The organism is Streptomyces sp. Tu6071 (assembly GCF_000213055.1).
Lineage (GTDB): Bacteria > Actinomycetota > Actinomycetes > Streptomycetales > Streptomycetaceae > Streptomyces > Streptomyces evansiae.
Window position 1 is genome coordinate 3,599,033 of the sequence record NZ_CM001165.1, and the last position, 24,775, is coordinate 3,623,807.

Genomic DNA, 24,775 nt, shown 5'->3' on the forward strand with positions numbered 1-24,775 from the left:
AGCGATGCCCCGCGCGCAGCCCCGTCAACCCCCCTGCGGGGAGCGGGAATTGCCGAGGGCCCGTAAGGGAGTTCCGTACGGGCCCTCGGTCATGGCCTCACTCAGCCGTTGCGCTTCCAGCGCGGCTTGTCGTCGCGGCGCGGCGCGAAGGACGAGCCCGCACCCCGGTCGTCACGACGGCCGTAGGGGCGGTCGCCCGTGCCCCGGTGGTCGCGGTTGTACGGGCGGTCGCCGGCGCCGCGGTGCTGCGGGCGGCCCGCGTCGCGCTGGCCGCCGCGGTCGCGGTCGAAGCCGCGCCCGCCACGGTCGTCGCGGCGCTCGAAGCCACGGCCACCCCGGTCGTCACGACGGTCGTTGTCCCGGCGGAAACCGGGGCGGTCGTCGCGGCGGAACGCGGGACGGTCGCCGTCGCGGCGGTCGTCACGGCGGTCGCGGTCGAAGCCGCGGCCCCCGCGGTCGTCGCGGCGCTCGAAGCCACGGCCGCCCCGGTCGTCACGACGGTCGTACGAGCGGTGCTCGCGCTCGCCGCCACGGCCGCCGAAGCCACCGCGCTCCCCGCCGCGGTCGCGGTCGAAGCCGCGCCCGCCACGGTCGTCACGGCGGTCGTCGCGACGGTCGTTGTCACGGCGGAAGGAGGGACGGTCGTCCCGGTCGCGGCGGTCGTCGCGCCGGTCGTTGCCCCGGTACGAGGGGCGCTCGTCGCGGTCGCGGTCGTACGAGCGGCGCTCGGCGACGGGCGCGGGCTCGGCGGCGGCCACGGGGGCCGGCTCCGCGGCGGCCACGGCCTGCTCCGCGACGGGCTCGGTGCCCTCGGCGACGGCGGCCGGGGCCGGGGGCTCCTCGCCGCGCTCGCGCGCCGCGCGGGCCACGAGGCGGTCGGCCTCGGCGCGGTACTCGCTGGCGCGGCGCTTGGCGCGCTCCAGCTCGCGGGTGAGGTCCTCGACCTCGCGCTCGGCCTGCTTGGCGGACTGGCCCGCCGACTCGGCCTGGACCTCGGTCATCGAGCGGGCGCCGGTGATCTCGGCCAGCTCGGCGTCGAAGACGGCGCTGCCGATCTGGTGGCGCGCGGCGTCGACGCCCGCGTCCTCCATGAGGCGGAAGATCTGGCGGCGCTGGTGCGGCAGCGAGAGCGAGACGACGGTGCCGGAGCGGCCGGCGCGGGCGGTGCGGCCCGAGCGGTGCAGGTAGTCCTTGTGGTCGCCCGCCGGGTCGACGTTGAGGACGAGGTCGATGCCGTCGACGTGGATGCCGCGCGCGGCGACGTCGGTCGCGACGAGGACGTTGACGTAGCCGTCCTTGAAGTCGGCGAGGACGCGGGTGCGGGCGCCCTGCGTCATGCCGCCGTGCAGCGCGTCGGCCTTCACCCCGGCGTCGCGGAGCTGCTCGGCGACGCGGTCGGCGCCGAGCTGGGTGCGGACGAAGATGATGGTGCGGCCCTTGCGGGACGCGATCGCGGCGGTGACGGGGGCCTTGTCGCGCGGCTTCACGATGAGGATGTGGTGGCTCATCGTGGTGACGGCGCCCTGGGCGGCGTCGACCTCGTGGGCGACCGGGTCGACGAGGTAGCGCTTCACGAGCGCGTCGATCTCGTTCTCCAGCGTCGCGGAGAAGAGCATCCGCTGACCGCCGGCCGGGACCTGGTCGAGCAGCTCGGTGACCTCGGGCATGAAGCCGAGGTCGGCCATCTGGTCGGCCTCGTCGAGGATCGCGATCCGCACCTTCTCCAGGGAGCAGGCGCCGCGGTTGATGAGGTCGCGCAGGCGGCCGGGGGTGGCGACGAGGATGTCGACGCCGCGCTCCAGGGCGTAGATCTGGTTGCTCATGGACGTACCGCCGCAGACGACCTTCATGCGGAGGTCGAGGACGTCGCCGTAGGGCTGGAGGGCGTCGGCGACCTGCATCGCCAGCTCGCGGGTCGGCGTGAGGATGATGCCGCGCGGCTTCTTCTTGTCGGTGAAGCCGCCCGCGAGGGACGCGAGCAGCGGCAGGCCGAAGGAGAGCGTCTTGCCGGAGCCGGTACGGCCGCGGCCGAGGATGTCCTTGCCCGCGAGCGCGTCGGGGATCGTCGCGGCCTGGATCGGGAACGGGCTGGTCACACCGTTCTGCGTCAGCTTGCGGACGATGTTCTCGGGGAGGCCCAGCTCGGCGAAGCCGGGGACCTTCTCGGCGGGCGCCTCGTCGGCCGGCGCGCTCTCGGCGGCCTCGGCCTCGACCGCGTCCACCGCGTCAACGGTCTCGGCCGTCGGCTGCGCGGGGGCGCTCAGCTCGGGGGTGGTGTCGGCGGGCGCCTGGTCGGACGCGGGCACGACAGAGTGATCGGACGTGGAAACAGACATGTGAAACGCGAAACCTTCCGGAGTTTCGGCACGTGCCCCAGCTCCGTGTACGCGCAGACGACCGCCTCAGTGCGATCCAGCTACGGCAAGGAAGGTACGCGCCACACGCGGCGCTCTTAGATCAGCGCCGGGCACAGGGATGAAAAACGAACAGCGGATGAAACGATCTGCCACCATACGCACCACGCTCACCCGCTGGCAAACCAGCCGGTCACGGGGGCGCGAGGGCAGGGGACTGCACTCGGTTACGGAGCTTCGGAACGAGCTTCGGGGAACACCTGAGCCCTCGGCTCGTACGGGTGGAGGCGGAGGACCGCGGAGGTCTCCGCCGAATACAACGTACGGGACTGAGGGACGCCTAGGGCGCGGGCGTGTACTCGTCCGAACGCGCGGTGCCACCGTCTTGTTCCCGCGCGGCGGACTGATCCGGGGCCCGCTGCTCGCGCTGGTGGGTCCGGGCCGCGTCCCCCTCCTCCCCCGGATCGCTCGGCTGCGGCTCTTCGGGCGTGTCGCTGGGCTCGGGGGTCGGAGGGGCGGACGTGGGGGGGCTCGGGCGGCCTGGTCCTGGTGGGCGTGGGGGCGCCCGGGGTGCTCGGGCGGCCGGTGGGGGCCGGGCGCGTGGGCGGAGCGGAGCGGTCGGGGCGGGAGGCGGTGGGCTTCGAGGGGCGCGGGCCGGGGCGGTCCCCGTCCGGCGTCGCCAAATCCTTCGCGGTGGGGCGGCCGGAGCGCGGGGAGGGGCTGGCGGAGGGCTCCGGCCGCGCGCCGCCCGGCCGGGCCCGGCCGGGTGTCCCGCCGCCCTGCGGTACGGCGCGCAGCGTGCCCGTACCGCCGTCGGGCGATTCGTGGGCGACGCCCGCGGTGGCGCCGGAACTCGTCGAACCGGCCGGGTCCTCCCCGACGTTCATGCAGCCGGTCCCCGCGAGGGTCGCGGCGAGAACGGCGGCGAGCCGCAGGGGGACGGGGAAGTGGCGCACGGAAGGACCTCCGGTGGCGCGGGACGGCGGGGTACGCCGTGCCCAACTCCCCCGGGGCCGCACAGGACACGGCGGGCGCGCGTCCCGCACAATGGCGACGTGCTGGAGATGAGCGGGGAACGCTTCGAGGAACTGGTCGCCGAGGCGCTCGACACGATCCCGCCCGAGCTGACCCGGGTGATGGACAACGTCGCCGTCTTCGTCGAGGACGAGCCGCCCGCCGACGACCCCGAACTCCTCGGCCTCTACGAGGGCACGCCGCTCACCGAGCGCGGCGAGTGGTACGCGGGCGTGCTCGCCGACCGGATCTCCGTCTACCGGGGACCGACGCTGCGCTACTGCGCGACGGAGGACGAGGTCGTGGCGGAGGTCGCGGTGACGGTCGTGCACGAGGTGGCGCACCACTTCGGGATCGACGACGAGAGGCTGCACGAGCTGGGGTGGGGCTGAGGGGCGGGCATCCCGGGGGCCCTCCCACGTATCCGGGCCGCCCCGCGTGGGCAGAGCACCCCCATGGCGCCCGACCGGATACCGCCCGCCCGCACAGCCCCGACGCCGCGCGCCCGCGCACACCGCGTCCGCATCCCCCGCCCCCGCGCCTCCGCCCGCGCCCTCGCCCCGCTCCCCGGGCCCACCGCCGCCGCCGCTCCCGGCCGCCGCTGGCTCCAGGCCCTCGCCCTCGTCGTCGTCACGCTCCTCGGCGCCTGGCTCGGCCTCCTCGTCGTCGGCACCGTCAAGGTCCCCGTGGGCCCCATGGACACCCGGATGGCGCTCACGCCCTCGGCGAGCGGCGGCACCCGCGTCGACGTCTCGCCGCTCGGCGCGCTCTCGCTCGACAGCCACCGCGCCCCCGTCCGCCTCGACGTCGACGTCGACCGGCTCGACCCCGTCCGCGCCCAGGCGCTCGTCGCGCACCCGGAGCGGCTGAGCGGGCTCCAGGACGAGGTGGCGCGGGACGTACGGCACGGGGCCGTGGAACTGGGCGTGCGCTCCTGCGTCGCCGTCGTCACCGGGGCCGCCGCGCTCGGCCTCCTCGTCTACCGCAGGCCGCGCCCCGCGCTCCTCGCGAGCGGTCTCGCGCTCGCGCTGCTCGCCGCCTCGGGCGGCACCGCCTGGGCGACGTGGAACCCGAAGTCGGTCCTGGAGCCGCGCTTCTCGGGCCTGCTGAGCAGCGCCCCGGCGGTGGTCGGCGACGCGCGCAGCATCGTCACGGAGTTCGACGTCTACTCGCGGGAGCTGGCCCGGCTCGTCACCAACGTCACGAAGCTGTACGACGTGACGTCGACGCTCCCCGTGTACCAGCCCGACCCGTCCACGGTCCGCGTCCTGCACGTCTCCGACATCCACCTGAACCCGGCGGCGTGGCCCATCGTGGCCTCGCTCGTGGAGCAGTACGACATCGACGTGATCATCGACTCGGGCGACACGATGGACCACGGCAGCGCCGCCGAGAACGCCTTCCTCGACCCGGTCGCCGATCTCGGCGCCCCGTACGTGTGGGTGCGCGGGAACCACGACTCGGCGACGACGCAGAAGTACCTCGGCGACACGAAACGGTTCAAGAACGTCCGCGTGCTCGACGAGGGGCGCGTGGTGACGGTCGCGGGGCTCCGCGTCGCGGGGACGGGCGACCCGCAGTACACCCCCGACCGCACGGCGGAGCGCGGCGGCAGGGCGGCCGAGAAGGCGGCGGGGATCAAGCTCGCGTACGAGATCCGCCAGCAGGACGAGCCCGTGGACATCGCGGTGGCGCACGACCCGAACGCGGCGCGCGAGACGGACGGCGCGGTCCCGCTCGCGCTCGCGGGGCACCTGCACCACAGGGAGCAGGAGCTCCTGCCGGGCGGCACCCGGCTGCGGATCGAGGGCTCGACGGGCGGCAGCGGACTGCGCGCGGTCGAGGGCGAGCACCCGGACCCGGTGCAGACCTCGGTCCTGTACCTCGACAAGGACACCCACCGGCTCCAGGCATGGGACGAGATCACCCTCGGCGGCCTCGGCCTCAGCAGCGCCGAGGTGAGCCGCCACATCGCCGGTGAGAACCAGCCGGGCGCGAGTCCGGGCCCGACGGGGAGCGGGGCGGCCGGCCCGTCCGCGCACCGCTAGCCGGCCCGCCCGGGAACCCGGGCGGGCCGCTTCCACGCACCCGGCCCGCCCCTCCCGGGAAACCGTTTTGGCGAACCCTCCCCCCATCCCATATGCTTCTCACGTCCCCGACGCGCTGCGAAGCGCCCAGGCGGGCCAATTAGCCCTCATCGTCTAGTGGCCCAGGACGCCGCCCTTTCAAGGCGGTAGCACGGGTTCGAATCCCGTTGGGGGCACGCTTTGCCGTACGGAAACGTACGTCGAGGTCCTGTGGAGCAGTTTGGAGTGCTCGCCACCCTGTCAAGGTGGAGGCCGCGGGTTCAAATCCCGTCAGGACCGCTGCAACCGCGAGGTTGCGTGGCTGGGTAGCTCAGTTGGTACGAGCGATCGCCTGAAAAGCGATAGGTCGCCGGTTCGATCCCGGCCCCAGCCACCGCCGCACGAGCCCCCCGTTCCCGGACGGGGGGCTCGCTGGCGTGTACGGCCGCCCGCCAGGCGGACCGGGGCCCCGGGGAAAATCCCCTCGCCGCGTCGGTGCCGCTGGTGCGATCCTGGAGTACGTATGTCCACTTCGCCTGCCCCCGCCCCCGCCAGCGCGGACCTCGCGCCCCGACTCGCACTTCTCGCCCCGCGCGACGCCCAGCGGCTCGGCCGCAGGCTCGAAGGCACCCGCCGGATGCGCAAGCCGGAGGCGAGGAGCGCCGTACTCGCCGAGATCGAGACGGAGATCACGAAGGCTGAGGAGCGCCTGGCCGAACGCGCCGCGCACGTCCCCGAGGTCAGTTATCCGCCGCAGCTCCCCGTCAGCGCGAAGAAGGACGACATCGCGGACGCGATCCGCGAGCACCAGGTCGTGATCGTCGCGGGCGAGACCGGCTCGGGCAAGACGACGCAGATCCCGAAGATCTGCCTGGAGCTGGGGCGCGGCGTGCGCGGCATGATCGGCCACACGCAGCCGCGCCGCCTCGCGGCCCGTACCGTCGCCGAGCGCGTCGCGAGCGAGCTGGACACGCCGCTCGGCGAGGCGGTCGGCTGGAAGGTCCGCTTCACCGACCAGGTCAGCCGCGGGACGTACGTCAAGCTGATGACGGACGGCATCCTGCTCGCCGAGATCCAGACGGACCGCGAGCTGCGCGCGTACGACACGATCATCATCGACGAGGCGCACGAGCGCAGCCTCAACATCGACTTCCTCCTCGGCTACCTCGCCCAGCTCCTCCCCCGCCGCCCCGATCTGAAGGTGATCATCACCTCGGCGACGATCGACCCGGAGCGCTTCTCGCGGCACTTCGGCGACGCCCCGATCGTCGAGGTCTCGGGCCGTACGTACCCGGTCGAGGTGCGCTACCGGCCGCTGCTCGCCGAGGACAGCGAGGAACCGGACCGCGACCAGACCACGGCGATCATCGACGCGGTCGAGGAGCTGCGGCGCGAGCCGAGCGGCGACATCCTCGTGTTCCTCTCCGGCGAGCGCGAGATCAGGGACACGGCGGACGCGCTGGAGAAGAAGAAATTTCCGTTCACCGAGGTGCTGCCGCTGTACGCGCGGCTCTCGCACGCGGAGCAGAACCGCGTCTTCAAGCGGGCCCCCGGGGACAGCGCGCGCCGCATCGTCCTCGCGACGAACGTCGCCGAGACGAGCCTCACGGTGCCCGGCATCAAGTACGTCATCGACCCGGGCACGGCGCGCATCTCGCGCTACAGCTCCCGGACGAAGGTGCAGCGGCTGCCCATCGAGGCGATCTCGCAGGCGAGCGCCAACCAGCGCAAGGGCCGCTGCGGGCGCACCTCGGACGGCATCTGCGTCCGGCTGTACTCGGAGGAGGACTTCGAGGCGCGCCCCGAGTTCACGGACGCGGAGATCCTCCGTACGAACCTGGCGTCCGTCATCCTCCAGATGACCTCGGCCGGGCTCGGCGAGATCGAGAAGTTCCCCTTCATCGACCCGCCGGACCACCGCAACATCCGCGACGGCGTGCAGCTCCTCCAGGAGCTGGGCGCGCTCGACCCGGAGCAGAAGGACCAGCGCAAGCGGCTCACGCAGACGGGCCGCAGGCTCGCGCAGCTGCCCGTGGACCCGCGCCTCGCGCGCATGGTCCTGGAGGCGGACCGCAACGGCTGCGTGCGCGAGGTCATGGTGGTCGCCGCGGCGCTCTCGCTCCAGGACCCGCGCGAGCGGCCGAGCGAGAAGCAGGCCCAGGCCGACCAGTTCCACGCGCGCTTCAAGGACGAGACGAGCGACTTCCTCGCCTTCCTCAACCTGTGGACGTACATCCGCGAGCAGCAGAAGGCCCTCTCCTCCTCCGCCTTTCGCCGGATGTGCAGGAACGAGTTCCTGAACTACCTGCGGATCAGGGAGTGGCAGGACATCTACGCGCAGGTCCGCTCCGTGGCGCAGCAGCTCGGCCTGAACATCAACACGGACGACTCGCCGCCCGAGCAGGTGCACGTCTCGCTGCTCGCGGGGCTGCTCTCGCACATCGGCATGAAGGACGTGAAGGAGTCCACGGCCAAGGACCCCGCGCAGCAGGCGAAGGAGAAGCGGCGCGGCGGCAACGAGTACCTCGGCGCGCGCGGCGCGAAGTTCGCGGTGTTCCCCGGCTCGGCGCTCTTCAAGAAGCCGCCCCGGTACGTGATGTCCGCCGAGCTGGTGGAGACCTCGCGGCTGTGGGCGCGCGTCAACGCGCGGATCGAGCCGGAGTGGGCCGAGCGGCTCGGCGCGCACCTCGTGAAGCGCGCGTACAGCGAACCGCACTGGGAGAAGGACCAGGCGGCCGTGATGGCGTACGAGAAGGTGACGCTGTACGGCGTGACGCTCGCGGCGCAGCGCAAGGTCAACTACGGGCGGATCGACCCGGAGGTCTCGCGCGAGCTGTTCATCCGCAACGCGCTCGTCGAGGGCGACTGGCGCACGCACCACAAGTTCTTCGCGGACAACCGGCGGCTGCTCACCGAGGTCGAGGAGCTGGAGCACCGGGCGCGCAGGCGCGGCATCGTCGTGGACGACGAGGCCCTGTACGACTTCTACGACGAGCGGGTGCCCGCGCACGTCGTCTCGGGCGCGCACTTCGACTCGTGGTGGAAGCGCAAGCGGCAGGAGGAGGCCGAACTCCTCGACTTCGAGCGCTCGATGCTGCTCACGGAGGCGGCGCGGGGCATCACGAAGGACGACTACCCGGACCGCTGGCGGCAGGGGCCGCTCGACTTCCGTGTGACGTACCAGTTCGAGCCGGGCGCGGACGCGGACGGCGTGACGGTGCACGTACCGCTCCAGGTCCTCAACCAGGTCACGTCCGAGGGCTTCGACTGGCAGATCCCGGGGCTGCGCGAGGAGGTCGTGACGGAGCTGATCCGCTCGCTCCCGAAGCCGGTCCGCCGCAACTACGTGCCGGCGCCGAACTTCGCGCAGCGCTTCCTCGCGACGGCGAGCCCCCTGAGCGCGCCGCTGACGACCGCGCTCGCGAAGGGACTTCAGCAGATGGTGGGAGTCCCGGTCACGGCCGGGGACTTCGACGTCGCGAAGGTCCCCGACCACCTCAAGATCACGTTCCGGATCGTCGACGAGCGGCGCAAGAAGCTCGCCGAGGACAAGGACCTCGACGCGCTGCGCGACCGGCTGCGGCCCAAGGCGCGGCAGGCGCTCTCGCGCGCGGCGGCGGCGACGGCGGAGCGCACGGGGCAGGCGTCGGTCGAGCGGAAGGGGCTCACGGACTGGGGGGGCCTCGGGACGCTGAGCAAGGTCTTCGAGACGCGGCGCGGCGGGCAGCCGGTGAAGGCGTACCCGGCGCTCGTGGACGAGGGCGACACCGTCGGGGTGCGGCTCTTCGACAGCGAGGAGGAGCAGCGCGCGGCGATGTGGCGCGGGACGCGACGGCTGATCCTCCGCAACATCCCGGTGAACCCGGCGAAGTTCGCGCAGGACAAGCTCACCAACCCGCAGAAGCTCGCGCTCTCGGCGAACCCGCACGGCTCGATGCAGGCGCTCTTCGCGGACTGCGCGACGGCCGCGGCGGACCGGCTGATCGAGCGCGCGGGCGGTCCGGCGTGGGACGAGGCGGGGTACCGGAAGCTGTACGAGTTCGTACGGGCCGGGATCGTGGACACGACCGTCAACGCCGTTGCCGCCGTGCAGCAGGTCGTGGCGGCCTGGCAGGCGTGCGAAAGACGGCTGAAAAGCACCCGTTCCCCCGCGCTGCTCGCGAACCTGGCGGATGTGCGCGAACAGCTCGACGAGTTGGTGCACCCGGGCTTCGTGGCGGAGGCCGGGCTGATGCGGCTCTCCGATCTGCTGCGCTATCTGCGGGCCGTGGACCGGCGCCTCCAGCAGATGCCGGCGAACGCGCAGCGGGACACGACGCGGATGGAGAAGGTCCGCGAGATGCGGGACGAGTACCTGTGGCTCCTGGAGCAGTTCCCGCCGGGGCGTCCGGTGCCGCGGGAGGCGCGGGACATCCGGTGGATGGTGGAGGAGCTGCGGGTCAGCTACTTCGCGCACGCGCTGGGCACGGCGTACCCGGTCTCGGACAAGCGGATCGTGAAGGCGATCGACGCGGCGGCGCCGTGAGCGGGCGCTCACGGACAGCGAGTTCGACCAGGACCCCGGGGCTGCTGTAGAGTCCTTCTCGCAGCCCAGCGCGGTGAACAACCGCGAAGGTGCCGCTTCTGGTCCTGTGGAGCAGTTTGGAGTGCTCGCCACCCTGTCAAGGTGGAGGCCGCGGGTTCAAATCCCGTCAGGACCGCAGCAGAGACAGCGAACGAAAGGCCCGTCACCCCGGTGGCGGGCCTTTCGCGTGCGCCTTCCCCTGCGCCCGCGCGACCCCGCACGCCCTCCGCGCCGCACCCGCCCCCGCGCGCCTTCCGCACCGCTCCCGCCCGCCCCCTCGGGAGCGGTATGCGCCCAGCCGGACGCGGGTAGTTGACCATCCCTTGCCCTCGGCTGACCAACTCTTGCCTTGACCCGTCGCCTTACGCGCGAGTAATCCGTAAGCGGGCTCTGGCGGCCCCTGAGTGCCCCTGGGAGCGCCCGGGAGCCGCACGGGCACGAAAGTCCCCCCAACGAGTGATATCGCGGCGCGAGAAGCCCCTACAGCGGGTGCGAGCTGATAGGTGTTCTCCCACGCCGTCGAACACGCGGCCACCGGGCGAAAGGAGGCCCCCGCCCCACTAACGCACAGTGCGTGGTCGCCACAAGGAGTCCGCAGTGTGACGGGTGTCACGGAATTTCTTGGCGGACAGGTCGGACTTAACCCGCGCCTACATGGGGTCAATTTAATATGTGCAATTGCACCGTCATGCACGGAGCTGAATACTCCCCCGGCATGACCGCACACTTTGCCACGCCACCCCCCGCGGACCACCGGCCTCGCAGCCCGGTCCGCACACTTCCGCACACCCGCACCGGATGAGGGGCCTCCCCGGGAACCGCGCGGGCCGCGCCGGAGGGCGGGCGCGCGCGGGCAACAAAAAACCGCGCTGGACCCGGCGGAGTCCAGCGCGGCCAATGACGTACCCAAGACTTGCGGCAAGGACGCCTGTTGGGGCAGGCGGCCGACGTCGGATATGAAGCTGTGAAGCGGGGCGGAACGGGTTTGGGGACCCGAAACGCCCGGTAGAGCCCGTTTCGCCGCGCGATCAGGACTCGCTGCGCTGCTGGGGGATACCCGCCAGCAGGGCGCGAACCTCGGCCTCGCGGTAACGGCGGTGCCCGCCGAGCGTGCGGATCGACGTGAGCTTGCCGGCCTTCGCCCAGCGCGTGACCGTCTTGGGGTCGACGCGGAACATCGTGGCGACCTCAGCCGGGGTCAGCAGGGCCTCGGCATCAGGGGTGCGAGCGGTCATGAGCGGCCTCCTCGGGAGAACCGAACCTTCTCGGTTCATTCCTCTAAATTCTGCACCTTGACCCGCGTTGCCCGAAATGGGCGGACGAAGGTCGAGTCGGTTATAGGACGAACGGCTTGTCCTCGGCACTACAACTACACCATCCGTCCAGCCGCGTCGGCCAAACCGATGGAATTGCCCTCTCAGACGGCCATCAGCGACGGAAGCCGATGGACCGTGCCATAGCGGACAGTTACTCCGCCGTAACGATCAGTCACAGCAAGATCGCTGACCACTACACCCCCCACGAAAGTACTTTCCCGGACGAGGCACGACAAACCGCCCACAAGTGAACGGAAGGAGCCCGCACAGGGCTCCTTGTCCTATTTTGGCACGAGGAGGGGGGAAGGCCGCAAGGGGCCCTCTACGTGCGATCCGTCACGGATCACCCCGCTTGCCCCGGTCTGGCGCCGGGCCGGACGGGGCCGTCAACCACCTTCCACGGAGACGGACTCGGAAGGGTTCACGGCGTGCGCCGGAGTGAAGGGTACGCAGCGGGGGCGCGAGCGCGCGAGGACGGCGACGGGCCCCCGCCGAAAGCGCCCGGCCGGGCGCCCCCCTCGGTTCGCGAACTGCGGCGGCCCCGGTGGGCGGACTGCCCGTCCCGAGCAGGCGAACCATTGCGTCCTCAGGGGGCGAACCCCCACATCCTGAGTGGGCGAACCACCGCGTCCTCAGGCGCCGGACAGCCGCGTCCTCAGTTGGCGAACTGCCGCTCGCGCACCGCGCGCCACCGCTCCACGAGCCGCCCGTACGCCTCGCCCGCCGCCTCCGGCTCGTCGTCCCGCAGCCCCGCGAGCGCCGCCGCCATGTCGGCCGCCGAGTGGTCCTCGTCCAGGCCCTCCGCCGTGAGCGCGTGGACGAGACCGCCGTAGTCGAGTTCGACGAGCGAGCGCGGGTGGAAGTCCTCCAGCCAGCTGCCCACGTCGATGAGCCCGTCCACGAGCGCGCCCTCCTCCACCGTGTCCCGCAGCGCCTTGAGCCCGCGCGCGACGCGACGGCGGGCCTCGACCATGGGGGTGCGGTAGCGGAGCCGGGGCGGCTCGGGCCGCCACTCGCGCTCGCCGTCCGCGACGAGCGCGAACCAGCTCAGCGGGACCTGCCAGCGGCCCGTGCGGATCCACGGCCGCGCGTCCGGATGCCGGGTGAGCCACCGATCGAAATCAGCCATCGCCTGCTTGCGCACGACCTCGGGCAGCGCGGCGTCGAGGACCGGGGCCGGCAGTTCGTCCGCCAGGCCGCCCAGCGCCTGCCAGCCGCGCAGCCGGGTCCGCCAGGGGCACACGCACACGACCCCGTCCACCTCGGCGACGAAGGCGTCCCCGCTCTCGTGCACGGGGACGGGGATCGGCGGAGTGGGCAGCAGATCGGCGAGCGAGCGGCGCAACTCGTCCTGACAGGAGGGGAGTTCGGCCTTCTGCGCGTACCGCTCCCAGTATGCGCGCTCGGCGTCGGGGAAGGCGGCGAGCGGCTCGTAGACACGGAGGTAGGCGGCGTACGGGACGCTCAGCGAGGACACCTTGGGCACGCTTCCTCCCTCCCCGGTCCCAGGCGGGGAAAACCCGCGCGACCACACCGTCCCGCCCATCGTGCCACGCACGCCCCTCACCCTCCCGGGTGATCCCCGCCACGTCCCGCCCGGGGCGGCCCCGCACGTCCTACGCTCATGCCGGACCGTCCCCACCACCCTCGCGGGACGGGACGTTCGCCACCGCACACGCGCGGCGGCGCAAGCGACTTCACGATCGAGGAGTCACCACAGTGACCGACACGGACAACGGCGTTCTGCACGGCCTCTTCCACCCCGAGACCACCGCGGGCGACGCCGGCGGGCACGAGCAGGTCGTGCTCTGGCAGGACCGCGCGAGCGGCCTCAAGGCGATCATCGCCGTCCACTCCACCGCGCTCGGGCCCGCTCTCGGCGGCACCCGTTTCCACGCCTACGCGAACGAGGCCGACGCGCTCGCCGACGCGCTGCGGCTCTCGCGCGGCATGTCGTACAAGAACGCGATGGCGGGCCTGCGGCAGGGCGGCGGCAAGGCCGTCATCATCGGCGACCCCGCGCGCGACAAGACGGAGAACCTCCTCCTCGCCTACGGCCGCGCGGTCGCCTCGCTCGCCGGGCGCTACGTCACGGCGTGCGACGTCGGCACGTACGTCGCGGACATGGACGTCGTCGCGCGGACCAACCCGTGGACGACGGGCCGCTCCCCCGAGAACGGCGGCGCGGGCGACTCCTCGGTGCTCACGGCCTACGGCGTCTTCGAGGGGATGCGCGCCGGGGCGGCCGAGCTGTGGGGCGCGCCGACGCTCGCGGGCCGCACGGTCGGGGTCGCGGGCATCGGCAAGGTCGGCCGCTACCTCGTGGACCACCTCGTCGAGGACGGCGCGGAGGTCGTCGTGACCGACGTGCGCGAGGCGGCGGTACGGGACGTGGCCGCGCGGCACGCGGGGCGGGTCCGGGTCGTCGCCGACACGGGGACGCTGATCCGTACGGAGGGTCTCGACGTCTACGCGCCGTGCGCGCTCGGCGGCGCGCTCGACGACGAGAGCGTCCCCGCCCTGACCGCGCGCCTCGTCTGCGGAGCGGCGAACAACCAGCTCGCCCACCCCGGCGTCGAGAAGGACCTCGCGGACCGGGGCATCCTGTACGCGCCCGACTACGTGGTGAACGCGGGGGGCGTCATCCAGGTGGCGGCGGAGCAGGGCGGCGGCTTCGACTTCGAGCAGTGCAAGGCCAAGACGGCGCGCATCTTCGAAACGGTGTGCGAAGTGTTCGCGGCAGCGAAGGCGGGGGGCGTGCCCCCGGCGGTGGCGGCGGACCGGCTGGCGGAGGAGCGGATGACGAAGGCGACGGTCAACGTGCCGGGCCCCGCCGTCTCCAGCCCCTCCGGCCTTTGAGGAGCGGGGGTCCGGGGCGGCCCCTGGGGAACGCCCCGGACACGGCAGGCCGCTCCGCCACCCGTCGGGAGACAGAACTCACCCCGTCCGGCGGGTCGCCCGTCCAGATAAGGCTAAAATCGTCGTTGACCAGCGACGACAGCCTTCCGTAACGCCCCCGCGACACCGCACCCGTCACGGGCGGCGTACCGGATGCCCGTCGGAGCAGGTACCGTGGAACCACTACGGGCACGGCCTCTCATCGTGGAGTGCCGTCCCTGATACATGAACGCGTGTCAAGACTCTGGGGCCGTCGAGCCCCGTCACCGAGGGGGTCGAGCCATGGGGCGCGGCCGGGCCAAGGCCAAGCAGACGAAGGTCGCCCGCCAGCTGAAGTACAACAGCGGCGGGACTGACCTCTCGCGTCTGGCCAACGAGCTGGGCGCTTCGACGTCGAGTCAGCCTCCGAACGGCAAGCCGTTCGAGGACGACGAGGAAGACGACCCGTACGCGCAGTACGCGGATCGTTACGACGCCGACGACGACGAGGACGAGGCGGACGGGCAGTCTCCGTCCTCCTCCCGCCACCACGACGCTTGACCTCGCGGTCTCGCGGTACCCGGTCCGGGCTACGACCCGGACCGGGTTTACTGCTGTCCCCGAGCGGTAGCGGCGACGCTTCGTAGCCGGCGGTAACGGCACGTGCGTCCCGCACGTCGTGGTGGAGAACCCACACCGAGAGCACCACCGCGGGCGCGGCGGCGCGCGACGGCACCCGGATCACCGGATGCGCCGTCGTGCGACCGCCGCGCCCGTGTGTCACTTCGCGTACTCCCCGACGAGGGCCGCGCCCTCGGTGTGCGCGCCCCGGGCCAGGACCTCACCGGCGACCCAGGCGTCCACGCCCCGGTCGGCGAGGGTCGCGAGCGCGGGCTCGACCGCTTCGGCGGGCACGGCGGCGATCATGCCGACGCCCATGTTGAGGGTCTTCTCCAGCTCCTCGCGGGCCACGTCACCCGTGCGGCCCACGAGGTCGAAGACGGGTGCGGGCGCCCAGGTGGTGCGGTCGAGTCGCGCGTGCAGGTGGTCCGGGATGACGCGGGCCAGGTTCGCCGCGAGCCCGCCGCCCGTGATGTGCGAGAAGGCGTGGACCTCACTCGTACGGAGCAGCGCGAGGCAGTCGAGCGAGTAGATCTTCGTCGGCTCCAGAAGTTCCTCGCCGAGCGTGCGGCCGAAGTCCTCGAAGCGGCGGTCGAGCGAGAGCCCGCCCCGGTCGAGGAGGACGTGCCGGACGAGCGAGTAGCCGTTGGAGTGCAGGCCCGAGGAGGCCATCGCGATCAGGACGTCGCCCTCGCGGACCCGGTCCGCGCCGAGGACGCGGTCGGCCTCGACGGCTCCCGTACCGGCACCGGCGACGTCGAAGTCGTCCGCGCCGAGCAGCCCCGGGTGCTCGGCGGTCTCGCCGCCGACGAGGGCGCAGCCCGCGAGGACGCAGCCCTCGGCGATGCCCTTGACGATGGCGGCGATCCGCTCGGGGTGGACCTTGCCGACGCAGATGTAGTCGGTCATGAAGAGCGGCTCGGCCCCGCACACGACGATGTCGTCCATGACCATCGCGACGAGGTCGTGGCCGATGGTGTCGTAGACGCCGAGCTGGCGCGCGAGGTCGACCTTGGTGCCGACGCCGTCGGTCGCCGAGGCGAGCAGCGGGCGCTCGTAGCGCTTGAGCGCGGAGGCGTCGAAGAGCCCGGCGAAGCCGCCGAGGCCGCCGACGACCTCGGGGCGGGTGGCCTTGGCGACCCACTTCTTCATCAGCTCGACGGCGAGGTCACCGGCCTCGATGTCGACGCCCGCCGACTTGTACGAGGCGCCGGTGGGCTGGGCGGGGGTGGGAGACATGCGCATTCAGGTCTTTCGTCTGCGGGGCGGCGGCGGTTCTCCGCGCGGGCTGGGGTCACGGGTCACGTGTACGCGCGGCGTCGGGCCGCCGGGGTACGGGCGGGTGCGGGCGTACGGGGACGGGTGGGCCCGCGCCTTCGGTGCCGGGGGCCGCGCCGCGTGGCCCGTACCCCGGCACCTCGCCCGGCTCAGGGCCGGCGCAGGGCCTCGGTCGCGGCGGGCTCGGCGACCCCGGCGGCCAGTTCGGTCTCCAGGAGCTGCTTGCCGAGCAGCTCGGGGTCCGGCAGCTCCATCGGGTACTCGCCGTCGAAGCAGGCGCGGCAGAGCCGGTCCTTCGGGATCGTCGTCGCCTCGATCATCGCGTCCGTCGAGATGTACGAGAGCGAGTCGGCGCCGAGCGAGGCGCCGATCTCGTCGGGGGTCATCCCGTTGGCGATCAGCTCGGCGCGGGTCGCGAAGTCGATGCCGAAGAAGCACGGCCACTTCACGGGCGGCGAGGAGATCCGCACGTGCACCTCGGCGGCGCCCGCCTCGCGGAGCATCCGGACGAGCGCGCGCTGCGTGTTGCCGCGCACGATCGAGTCGTCGACGACGACGAGGCGCTTGCCCCGGATGACTTCCTTGAGCGGGTTGAGCTTGAGGCGGATGCCGAGCTGGCGGATGGTCTGCGAGGGCTGGATGAAGGTGCGGCCCACGTAGGCGTTCTTCACCAGGCCGTTGCCGAAGGGGATGCCGCTCTCCTCGGCGTAGCCGATCGCGGCGGGCGTCCCGGACTCCGGCGTCGCTATCACCAGGTCGGCCTCGACGGGCGCCTCCCGCGCGAGGCGGCGGCCCATCTCGACGCGGCTGAGGTAGACGTTGCGCCCGGCGATGTCGGTGTCGGGGCGCGCCAGGTACACGTACTCGAAGACGCAGCCCTTGGGCGCGGCCTCGGCGAAGCGGCTCGTGCGCAGGCCGTTCTGGTCGATCGCGACCAGCTCGCCCGGCTCGATCTCGCGGACGAAGCTCGCGCCGCAGATGTCGAGCGCGGCGGACTCGCTCGCGACGACCCAGCCGCGCTCCAGGCGGCCGAGGACGAGCGGGCGGATGCCCTGCGGGTCGCGGGCCGCGTAGAGCGTGTTCTCGTCCATGAAGACGAGCGAGAAGGCGCCCTTGACGTGCGGGAGGACGCGCGGGGCGGCCTGTTCCACGGTGAGCGGGGTGCCGTCGTCGGCCGTCTGGCCGGCGAGGAGCGCGGTGACGAGGTCGGTGTCGTTGGTCGCGGCGACCTGCGTCGCGCGGCCGTTCTCCTTGGGGAGCGCAGCGACCAGCTCGGCGAGCTGTGCGGTGTTCACGAGGTTGCCGTTGTGGCCCAGGGCGATCGAGCCGTGCGCGGTCGCGCGGAAGGTGGGCTGCGCGTTCTCCCACACGGAGGCACCGGTGGTCGAGTAGCGCGCGTGCCCCACGGCGATGTGGCCCTGGAGCGAGCTGAGGGAGGTCTCGTCGAAGACCTGGGAGACGAGGCCCATGTCCTTGAAGACGAGGATCTGGGAGCCGTTGCTGACCGCGATACCCGCGGATTCCTGGCCCCGGTGTTGGAGGGCGTACAGCCCGAAGTAGGTGAGCTTGGCGACCTCTTCGCCCGGAGCCCAGACACCGAAGACGCCGCAAGCGTCCTGGGGGCCCTTCTCGCCCGGGAGGAGATCGTGATTAAGGAGTCCGTCACCACGTACTGGCACGCCTTCGAGTGTAGGGGAGGTCGTGCACTGGTCCGAATTGGGGACGGGGTCACTCCACTCGGCGCGGGCGGTTCGACCTGCGACGACGGCTCTTCGCGGGGGCGGTGGCGGGCCGCGGGCGGGGGCCTGCGGGCCGGTGATCCCGCAGGTGGGAGGGGGTCTACGCGCGGGGCTACGGGGGTGGGGGCACCCGGTGGGGTGCGGGGGGCGGGCGGGTGTGCGCGGGTGTGCGGTGTCTCACGTCGCCCCCCGCGCCCTCAGCCGCGCGCGAGCAGCTCCCGCAGCGCCTTCGCCACCTCCTCCGGTGCCTCCTCCGCCATGAAGTGGCCCGCGTCCGTCGTGCGGTGGACGAGGTCGGGGGCCCAGGCCCGCCACACCGCCTCCGCGTCGTAGCCCAGCGCCGCGCCCCAGTCCTGCTGGAGGACGGTGACGGGCATCGCGAGGCGTCGGCCCGCCGCGCGGTCGGCGCGGTCGTGCTCGGCGTCGGCACCGGCCGAGGCACGGAAGTCGGCGACGATCGAGGGCACCGCGGCGCGGCTCGCGGCGAGGTAGGCGGCACGGACGTCGGCGGGGAACGGGCTCTTCGCCCACGCGTCGAGGAAGTACCCGAAGAAGGCGTCGGCGCTCGCGCCGATCATGGCCTCGGGCAGGCCAGGGGGCTGCGCCATCAGGTAGAGGTGGAAGCCGACCGCCGCGCTCGTGCCGCGCATCGCCTCCCAGGAGTCGAGGATCGGCAGGACGTCGAGGCACAGCAGGTGGCTCACGGCGCCCGGGTGGTCGAGTCCGGCCCGGTAGGCGACGAGGGCGCCCCTGTCGTGGCCCGCGAGGGCGAAGCGCTCGTGGCCGAGGGCGTGCGCGAGGTGGACGACGTCCCGCGCCATGGTCCGCTTGGCGTACGTCCCGGGGCCGGACTCGGCGGGCTTGTCGCTCGCGCCGTAGCCGCGCAGGTCGGGGACGATCACGGTGTGGTCGGCGGCGAGGTCCGCGGCGACGTGGCGCCACATGAGGTGCGTCTGCGGGAAGCCGTGCAGGAGCACGACGGGGCTGCCTGAGCCGCCGACGGCGGCGTGCAGGCGGACGCCTTCGGCGACGGGGACGGTGTGGTGGGCGAAGCCGGGGACGGCGGGGTGCACGGGGACCTCCGGGAGGCGCGGTGTCGGTCGGTGGTGTCAGCCTCGGGGTCGGCGATGAGTACTGGATGAGTACGGGTGGGAGGTGGTCCCGGTGGTGGACCTCGCGGTGCTGGGCCCTCTCGCGGCGTACGACGCGGAGGGGACGGAGCTGCGGCTCGGGGGGCCGCGTCAGCGGGCGGTGCTCGCGCGGCTCCTGGTCGCGCGCCGCCAGGTCGTCCCGCTGCCGCGTCTCGTCGCGGACCTGTGGGACGGCCAGGCGCTGCCCGGCGACCCGGAGGGGGCCGTACGGACCTTCGTGGCGGCGCTGCGGCGCGTGCTCGAACCGGGGCGCAGGCCGAGGACGGCGGCGAAGGTGCTGGTCACGGAGGGGCCGGGGTACGCGCTGCGGGCCGCCGTGGAGGACGTGGACGCGTGGCGTTTCGAGCGGGCGGCGCGGGCGGAGGAGGGCGCGCCCGCGCTCGTGGAGACGCTGGAGGGGGCGCTCGCGCTGTGGCGCGGTCCCGCCTACGCGGACGTGGCGACGGCGCCATGGGCGCGCGCGGAGGCGGCGCGGCTGGAGGGCCTGCGGCTGCACGTCGTGGAGCGCGCCGCCGCCGCGCTGCTCGCGCGGGGCGGCGCGGCGCGGGCCGTGCCGGACCTGGAGGAGTTCGTCGCGGCGCACCCGGCGCGCGAGGAGGGCTGGCGGCTGCTCGCTCTCGCGCTGTACCGCTCGGGCCGTCAGGCGGAGGCGCTGTCCGCCGTACGACGGGCGCGGCGGACGCTCGCCGTCGCTCTGGGGCTGGAGCCGGGGGCGCGGTTGTCCCGCCTGGAGGAGGACATCCTGCGCCAGGCGCCGCACCTGGACCCGGCCCCGGAGGGCGGCGGACAGGTGTGGGCGCGGGCGGCGGAGGCGTACGCGCGGGCGCTCCCGGCGGCGGACCGCAGCCGCCTGCGGACGGCGGCGGGGCTCATGCGGGATGTCGCCGTGACGGGCGGCGAGGGGCTGAGCGCGGCGCGCGAGCACCGGCTCGCGGCGGTCGCGGAGGCGCGGCGGTACGGGGACGCGGAACTGACGGCACGGGTCATCGGCGTCTACGACGTACCGGCGCTGTGGACGCGCTCGGACGACCCGGTGCGGGCGGCGCGCCTCGTGGCGGCGGCGCAGGACGCGCTCCGGGAGCTGCCGGAGGAGCGCGAGGCGGAGCGGGCGCGGCTGCTCGCGACGGTGGCGGTGGAGTCGCGGGGCGCGGCGGCGGGAGCGCGCTCGCTGCGCGCGTCCCGCGAGGCGGAGGCGCTGGCACGGCGACTCGGGGACCCGGGCCTGCTCGTGTTCGCGCTGAACGGGGTGTTCGTACAGAGCTTCGCGGGGGCGACGGGGGGTACGGGGCTCGCGGGCGGCGGGGGCGCGGGGTTCGGCGGGACGGGTACGGGGGCTTCGGGCGCGGGCTCCGGGGGCGCGGGCTCCGGCGGGACGGGTGCGGGGGCTTCGGGCGCGGACGGCGGCCGGAACGGGGACGTGGGGCGGGACGCGCTGGGGGCCGAGCTGATCGCCGTCGCGGGGGCGGCAGGGCTCGTCCCGCACGAGGTGCTGGGGCTCCTGGTGCGGATGCAGGCGCGGTGCGGGCTCGGGGACTTCGCGGGGGCGGAGGGGTGCGCGGCGGCGGCGGACGCGCTGGCCGCGCGGCACGGGCTGCCTCTCGTACGGGTCTTCACGACGTGGTTCCGCGCGCTGCGCGCCTCGCTCGCGGGCGGCGGGTGGGAGCCGTACGAGGAGGCGGTGGCCCTGCTCCCCGGCTGCGGGATGCCGGGCTTCGCCACGGGCCTCCCGGCCCTCGCGCGCCTCACGGTCGCGGTACGGCAGGGCGAACACCCCCCGCCGGACGGCGACTTCGGGCCGTACGAGCCGTGGGTGCGGCCTCTCCTGGGGGCGTACGGGGGCGCGGCCGAGCGGGAGGCGGCGCGCGAGGCGCTGGCGCGGGTGCCGCAGCCGCGCGAGCGGGAGGCGGCGCGCGAGGCGCTGGCGCGGGTGCCGCAGCCGCCGGCGGACCACCTGACAGGGGTTTTGCGGGGTCTGGTGGCGGAGGCCGCCCGGGTCCTGGGGACGGGCCCCGGGCCCGGCGGGCTCATGGGGGCCGGGAGCGGGGTGGTGGCACTGGGGGCTCCGGGGACGCGGGAGCTCCAGGGGCTTCGGGGGTGAGGCGGGCGCCCCGGCCCGGAGCCGGGAAGAGCGCGTGTCGCCCGAAAGACGGAACCGGCGTCCACCCCGAGGTGGACGCCGGTTCGCGGCGGGGCGGGTGACGGATCAGCCCAGGAGGGGCAGGTACGGGGAGAGGTCGGCTCGTTCGCCGCTCGCGCTGACGCGGGCGGCGGCGCGCTCGCTCGTCCAGTCGGTGCGGCCCGTGGCCAGGCGAATCCAGGTGAGGGGGTCGGTCTCGACGACGTTGGGCGGGGTGCCGCGCGTGTGGCGGGGGCCCTCGACGCACTGGACGACGGCGTACGGCGGCACCCGCACCTCCGTCGACGCGCCGGGGACGCGGGCGGCGAGCGCGTCGGCGAGCAGGCGCGTGCAGGCGGCGAGCGCCTGCCGGTCGAGGGTCACCTCGTGCCCCGTCGCTCGCGCCAAGTCGTCGCTGTGCACGACGAGTTCGACGCACCGCGTGACGAGGAGATCGCCGAGGGCCATGGGCCCGGCCGGGGCGGCGACGAGCCGCCCGGGGAGCGCCCCTTCGAGCACCCGGTCGGCGCGCGTCGCGGTCTCGGCGAGCCAGTCGTCGAGCGCCGCGCGCCCCACGAGCCCGGCCGCCCGCTCCCGTACCCGCTCCTCGTTGAGCGCGGCTCGTGAGGCGGTCGTGAACGGCCAGTCGGTGAGCGCTACTTGGGGACCCGCCGGGGGCTCCGCCTCCACCGCGCGGGTCACCGACTCCAGGGTGAGCCCGAGGTGCGTGACCAGCTCCGCGACGGTCCACTCGCCGAGCCCCGAGGGCAGCGCGAGTTCCTTCTCGCCGAACCCGCGCACAGCCGCTCGGGCGAGCCCGTACTGGGCGAAGAGCGCGGTGCTCGTCTTCCGGAAGTCATAGGTGCGGGGGCGGCGCTTGGCGGGTGGCATGGGACGAGCGTAGGCGGTTCGCGGCACCGGCCGCGCCGTGCGGCCGGAAGCGGCCGGGCGGCCGGGCCGGGGGTGCGCGGGCACGGCACGACGGGGCTCCGGCCGCCCTCCTCGCGGCGGCCGGAGCCCTCGGGCCGTGCTCAGATGCGGGGGTCGCTCCCCGGGGCGGCGGGGCCGCGCGCGGACCGGCCCCACGGGGTGCCGGGGCCCTCGGCCGGGCCGACGCGCGCCGCACCGATGCCGCCGCGTACGGCGCCGTCAGGCGCTCCGGCGGGGCGTCCGTACCCCCCGGTGCCGCGCGCACCCTGCCGGGCCTCCGCCTCGCGCGTCTCCTGCCGCGCCTCCCCCTCACGCGTCCCCTGCCGCGCCTCCGCCTCGCGCAGCCCGGCGGACCGCTTCGTGGCCCGGCGGACCGCCCAGACGACCACGAGGAGCGCGAGGGCGAGCAGCGGATAGCCCATCGCGATGCGGGCGAAGGCGAGCCAGCCGGTGCTGTCGTGGTCGTAGAGCCACTGCTGCACGACGAAGCGGGCGGCGAAGACGGCGAAGAGGGCGAGCGTCGCGATGTCGTACCCGCGCCGCACGATCCGGTCCTCGCGCCACTCCTGGCCCTGCCCGTTGAGGGCGCTCCAGACGTATCCGGCGAGGGGCCTGCGGATCAGCACCGAGAGCAGCAGCACGACGGCCGCCGCGAGGCTGAACCAGATGCCGAGCAGGAAGTAGCCCTTCGCCGAGCCGGTCTTCCAGGCCACGAGGGACGCCGTGCCCACCCCGATGATCCCGCCGATCGCCGGCTGGACCGACTCCTTGCGCACGAGGCGCAGCACCGCGAGGCCGACCGCGACCGCCATCGCCGTCACGATGGCGGCGGTGAGCCCGAAGGCCGCGTTGGCGACGACGAAGGCGATGATGGGCAGCCCGGTGTACAGCAGGCCCCGGGGGCCGCCGAGCTGGTCCATCATCGTCGGCCGGGGGTTCTTCCCGGGGCGCGCGTTCACGCCGCCACCCCTTCGACGACCGAGACGAGCGAGGCCGAGGGCGTCACACCCACGAGCCGCAGGCCCGCCGCCTCGAACAGCTCGGCGAACTCGGCGCGTTCGCGTTCACGGCCGCCGTTGGAGAGGGTCAGCATGTTGAGGTCCATGAGCGGCGGCAGCCCGCGCGACTCCTCCGGGTCGATGACGAGTTCGGTGACGAGGACACGACCGCCGGGCCGCAGTCCCGCGCGGCAGTTGCGCAGTATCCGGACGGCGGTCTCGTCGTCCCAGTCGTGCAGCACGTACTTGAGCAGGTAGACGTCGGCGGGCGGCACGACGTCGAGGAAGTCACCCGCGACGAACGTGAAGCGCTCGGAGAGCCCGGCCGCCGCCGTCGACTCCTCCGCCGCCTTGGCCAGGTGCGGCAGCTCCAGCACGGCTCCGCGCAGCGCGGGGTGACGTGCCATGAGGGTCTGGACGAAGGCACCGGCCGCGCCGCCGACGTCCATGACGGTCTCGTCCCCCCGGAGCGTGATGACGTCCGCGAGGTCGTCGGCGACGCCCCGGGTCATCGCCGACATGGCCGCGGCGAAGCGCGTCCCCTCCTCCTCGTGCGCGGCGAAGTACGTGAACAGGTCCTCGCCGAAGACGGCTTCGGACTGCGCCCGCCCGGTCCGCACGGCATCCGGGAGCAGGCCCCACGGCTGCCAGTGCGAGGTCATGCCGCCCCACAGGGCCAGGTCGCGCAGGGAGCCGGGCCGGTCGGCCCGCAGGGTGTCGAGGAGGGGCGTCGCGGCGTACCGCTCGCCGTCCTCGGTGGTGACGAGGCCGAGGGCGTCGCAGCCGCGCAGGAAACGCCTGGTCGCCGCGGGGTCGAGGGCCGCGGCGCGGGCAAGTTCCGCCGCCGTGCGCGGGCCCTGGCCGAGGTGTTCGGCGAGCCGCAGCTCGGCCGCCGTGCGGGCGATCTGCGTCGCCCAGTAGCCGGTGATCATCTGGAACATGCGCCCGGTCTCGTCCGGGGCGGCTTCCGGCGAGCCCGCCGGAGTCAGTGGGCGTTGGTAGAGGGTCACGCGTGCTCTCCTCACGGGGACGGACTCTTTGAAGGCGGGTGCCCCCCAAGTCGCTCCGTACGGCTCCGACTTCTTTTCCGCCTTTCCGTCAGCCGTCCCGCCTTTCCGTCAGCCGTCCCGCCGCTCCGTCAGCCCCGCCCCTCCGTCAGCCGTCCCGCCCCTCCCGCTCCGCCGGCACGTCGTACCCGACGAACGCGAACAGCGGCGTGTGCGGGGGCGGGAGCGGGGCCGCCGGTCCGGTGCGGCGGTGGGCCGCGACGGCCTGGCGGACCTCGGGGGGCTGTCGCGGGTGAAGCCGCGCGCTTCGAGCCAGTCGCAGACGCGCGGGACGCGGTCGGGGGCCTTGCGGTCGCGGGTCCGGACGAGCGTGCCGCCGGGCGCGCGTAGTTCCGTACGAGCGCCGCGTCCCCCGTCACGACCGCGATGCGGTCGCCGCCCGAGCCCGGCCGCGGCGGCGCGCCTCCGCCGCGTTGCGCGGGTCGAGTTCGACGAGGCGGGCGCGGACGTCGGCGCGGCGCGGGTGCGCGGCGAGGACGCCGAGCAGGTCGTGGCCCTGCCCCGCGCACACGCTCACGGCCTTGATCCCGCCGGGCGGCGCCGCGTCGAGTGCCTCCGCGATCCGCGCGCGCACCGTCCGCAGGCGGCGCCCGAGGACGGAGTCCGGGTCGTCGTACACGCGGTGCCAGTCGTGCCGGTCCATGCGCGGACGGGAGAACGCCGGGGCCGCCGCTGTCCCGCGCC

The 24,775-nt window shown here is 73.9% G+C and carries 16 protein-coding genes and 4 tRNA genes; 10 read left to right on the forward strand and 10 right to left on the reverse strand.

Going from position 1 to position 24,775, the window contains the following annotated elements; genetic code table 11:
- Window positions 1-101: 101 nt before the first annotated feature.
- Window positions 102-2,336 carry a DEAD/DEAH box helicase gene (locus STTU_RS14785; protein WP_043255242.1) on the reverse strand — a complete coding sequence of 745 codons (2,235 nt, stop codon included), beginning with the start codon at window positions 2,334-2,336 and terminating at the stop codon, window positions 102-104.
- Between the two features lie 1,073 nt (window positions 2,337-3,409).
- Here STTU_RS14785 and STTU_RS14790 point away from each other — a divergent pair.
- The 7 genes from STTU_RS14790 (at window position 3,410) to STTU_RS14820 (ending at window position 10,134) form a co-directional block, all read left to right on the forward strand.
- Window positions 3,410-3,760, forward strand: coding sequence for a metallopeptidase family protein (locus tag STTU_RS14790; protein ID WP_007824211.1), 351 nt, complete (start codon window positions 3,410-3,412; stop codon window positions 3,758-3,760).
- 63 nt (window positions 3,761-3,823) lie between these two features.
- Window positions 3,824-5,416, forward strand: coding sequence for a metallophosphoesterase family protein (locus STTU_RS14795; RefSeq protein ID WP_007824212.1), 1,593 nt, complete (start codon window positions 3,824-3,826; stop codon window positions 5,414-5,416).
- 142 nt (window positions 5,417-5,558) lie between these two features.
- A tRNA-Glu gene (locus STTU_RS14800) sits at window positions 5,559-5,631 on the forward strand.
- Between the two features lie 28 nt (window positions 5,632-5,659).
- Window positions 5,660-5,734, forward strand: a tRNA-Asp gene (locus STTU_RS14805).
- Between the two features lie 20 nt (window positions 5,735-5,754).
- A tRNA-Phe gene (locus STTU_RS14810) sits at window positions 5,755-5,828 on the forward strand.
- Between the two features lie 129 nt (window positions 5,829-5,957).
- The gene (gene hrpA / locus STTU_RS14815; protein ID WP_007824213.1) at window positions 5,958-9,959 is read left to right on the forward strand and encodes an ATP-dependent RNA helicase HrpA; all 4,002 of its coding nucleotides are present in this window, start codon (window positions 5,958-5,960) and stop codon (window positions 9,957-9,959) included.
- A 100-nt stretch (window positions 9,960-10,059) separates the two neighbouring features.
- A tRNA-Asp gene (locus STTU_RS14820) sits at window positions 10,060-10,134 on the forward strand.
- An 892-nt stretch (window positions 10,135-11,026) separates the two neighbouring features.
- Here the strand turns inward: STTU_RS14820 and bldC are convergent.
- Together bldC and STTU_RS14830 are read right to left on the reverse strand one after the other, a co-directional pair.
- Window positions 11,027-11,233, reverse strand: a complete 207-nt coding sequence (gene bldC, locus STTU_RS14825; protein WP_007824215.1) for a developmental transcriptional regulator BldC — start codon at window positions 11,231-11,233, stop codon at window positions 11,027-11,029.
- 736 nt (window positions 11,234-11,969) lie between these two features.
- A complete protein-coding gene (locus tag STTU_RS14830; RefSeq protein ID WP_007824217.1) occupies window positions 11,970-12,800 on the reverse strand; it encodes a hypothetical protein in 831 nt (276 codons plus the stop codon).
- Window positions 12,801-13,033: 233 nt separating this feature from the next.
- Here STTU_RS14830 and STTU_RS14835 point away from each other — a divergent pair, with 233 nt between their 5' ends.
- Together STTU_RS14835 and STTU_RS14840 are read left to right on the forward strand one after the other, a co-directional pair.
- Window positions 13,034-14,173 carry a Leu/Phe/Val dehydrogenase gene (locus STTU_RS14835; RefSeq protein ID WP_043255244.1) on the forward strand — a complete coding sequence of 380 codons (1,140 nt, stop codon included), beginning with the start codon at window positions 13,034-13,036 and terminating at the stop codon, window positions 14,171-14,173.
- A 321-nt stretch (window positions 14,174-14,494) separates the two neighbouring features.
- A complete protein-coding gene (locus STTU_RS14840) occupies window positions 14,495-14,752 on the forward strand; it encodes a DUF3073 domain-containing protein (RefSeq protein ID WP_007824221.1) in 258 nt (85 codons plus the stop codon).
- A 219-nt stretch (window positions 14,753-14,971) separates the two neighbouring features.
- On the opposite strand, the gene purM is transcribed toward STTU_RS14840, so the two are convergent.
- The 3 genes from purM to STTU_RS14855 all read right to left on the reverse strand — a co-directional run bounded on the left by purM (window position 14,972) and on the right by STTU_RS14855 (window position 18,902).
- Window positions 14,972-16,051, reverse strand: a complete 1,080-nt coding sequence (gene purM, locus STTU_RS14845) for a phosphoribosylformylglycinamidine cyclo-ligase (RefSeq protein ID WP_009067548.1) — start codon at window positions 16,049-16,051, stop codon at window positions 14,972-14,974.
- Between the two features lie 188 nt (window positions 16,052-16,239).
- Complete coding sequence (gene purF, locus STTU_RS14850) at window positions 16,240-17,769, reverse strand: amidophosphoribosyltransferase (RefSeq protein WP_007824225.1); 1,530 nt, start codon at window positions 17,767-17,769, stop codon at window positions 16,240-16,242.
- Window positions 17,770-18,026: 257 nt separating this feature from the next.
- Window positions 18,027-18,902 carry an alpha/beta fold hydrolase gene (locus STTU_RS14855; protein ID WP_007824227.1) on the reverse strand — a complete coding sequence of 292 codons (876 nt, stop codon included), beginning with the start codon at window positions 18,900-18,902 and terminating at the stop codon, window positions 18,027-18,029.
- Between the two features lie 94 nt (window positions 18,903-18,996).
- Between STTU_RS14855 and STTU_RS35450 the strand changes: the two genes are divergently transcribed.
- Window positions 18,997-21,078 carry an AfsR/SARP family transcriptional regulator gene (locus STTU_RS35450; protein ID WP_234019390.1) on the forward strand — a complete coding sequence of 694 codons (2,082 nt, stop codon included), beginning with the start codon at window positions 18,997-18,999 and terminating at the stop codon, window positions 21,076-21,078.
- A 105-nt stretch (window positions 21,079-21,183) separates the two neighbouring features.
- On the opposite strand, the gene STTU_RS14865 is transcribed toward STTU_RS35450, so the two are convergent.
- From STTU_RS14865 to STTU_RS35455, 4 genes are all read right to left on the reverse strand, one after another.
- Window positions 21,184-21,987 carry a maleylpyruvate isomerase family mycothiol-dependent enzyme gene (locus STTU_RS14865; protein ID WP_007824232.1) on the reverse strand — a complete coding sequence of 268 codons (804 nt, stop codon included), beginning with the start codon at window positions 21,985-21,987 and terminating at the stop codon, window positions 21,184-21,186.
- 140 nt (window positions 21,988-22,127) lie between these two features.
- The gene (locus STTU_RS14870) at window positions 22,128-22,985 is read right to left on the reverse strand and encodes a DUF3159 domain-containing protein (protein WP_043255246.1); all 858 of its coding nucleotides are present in this window, start codon (window positions 22,983-22,985) and stop codon (window positions 22,128-22,130) included.
- Window positions 22,982-24,034: a methyltransferase gene (locus STTU_RS14875; RefSeq protein ID WP_052862374.1), complete on the reverse strand. Its 1,053-nt coding sequence runs from the start codon at window positions 24,032-24,034 to the stop codon at window positions 22,982-22,984. Before STTU_RS14875 ends, STTU_RS14870 begins: the two co-directional genes overlap by 4 nt.
- A gap of 412 nt (window positions 24,035-24,446) precedes the next feature.
- Window positions 24,447-24,734 carry a hypothetical protein gene (locus tag STTU_RS35455; protein WP_007824236.1) on the reverse strand — a complete coding sequence of 96 codons (288 nt, stop codon included), beginning with the start codon at window positions 24,732-24,734 and terminating at the stop codon, window positions 24,447-24,449.
- Window positions 24,735-24,775 lie beyond the last annotated feature (41 nt).

What these genes read in the sequence shown, in the direction of transcription:
- STTU_RS14840 (WP_007824221.1), top strand. Translation starts at nt 14,495, where the DNA reads ATGGGGCGCGGCCGGGCCAAGGCCAAGCAGACGAAGGTCGCCCGCCAG.
- STTU_RS14865 (WP_007824232.1), bottom strand. Translation starts at nt 21,987, where the DNA reads ATGCCACCCGCCAAGCGCCGCCCCCGCACCTATGACTTCCGGAAGACG.
- purM (WP_009067548.1), bottom strand. Translation starts at nt 16,051, where the DNA reads ATGTCTCCCACCCCCGCCCAGCCCACCGGCGCCTCGTACAAGTCGGCG.
- STTU_RS14795 (WP_007824212.1), top strand. Translation starts at nt 3,824, where the DNA reads ATGGCGCCCGACCGGATACCGCCCGCCCGCACAGCCCCGACGCCGCGC.
- STTU_RS35455 (WP_007824236.1), bottom strand. Translation starts at nt 24,734, where the DNA reads ATGGACCGGCACGACTGGCACCGCGTGTACGACGACCCGGACTCCGTC.
- STTU_RS14785 (WP_043255242.1), bottom strand. Translation starts at nt 2,336, where the DNA reads ATGTCTGTTTCCACGTCCGATCACTCTGTCGTGCCCGCGTCCGACCAG.
- hrpA (WP_007824213.1), top strand. Translation starts at nt 5,958, where the DNA reads ATGTCCACTTCGCCTGCCCCCGCCCCCGCCAGCGCGGACCTCGCGCCC.
- bldC (WP_007824215.1), bottom strand. Translation starts at nt 11,233, where the DNA reads ATGACCGCTCGCACCCCTGATGCCGAGGCCCTGCTGACCCCGGCTGAG.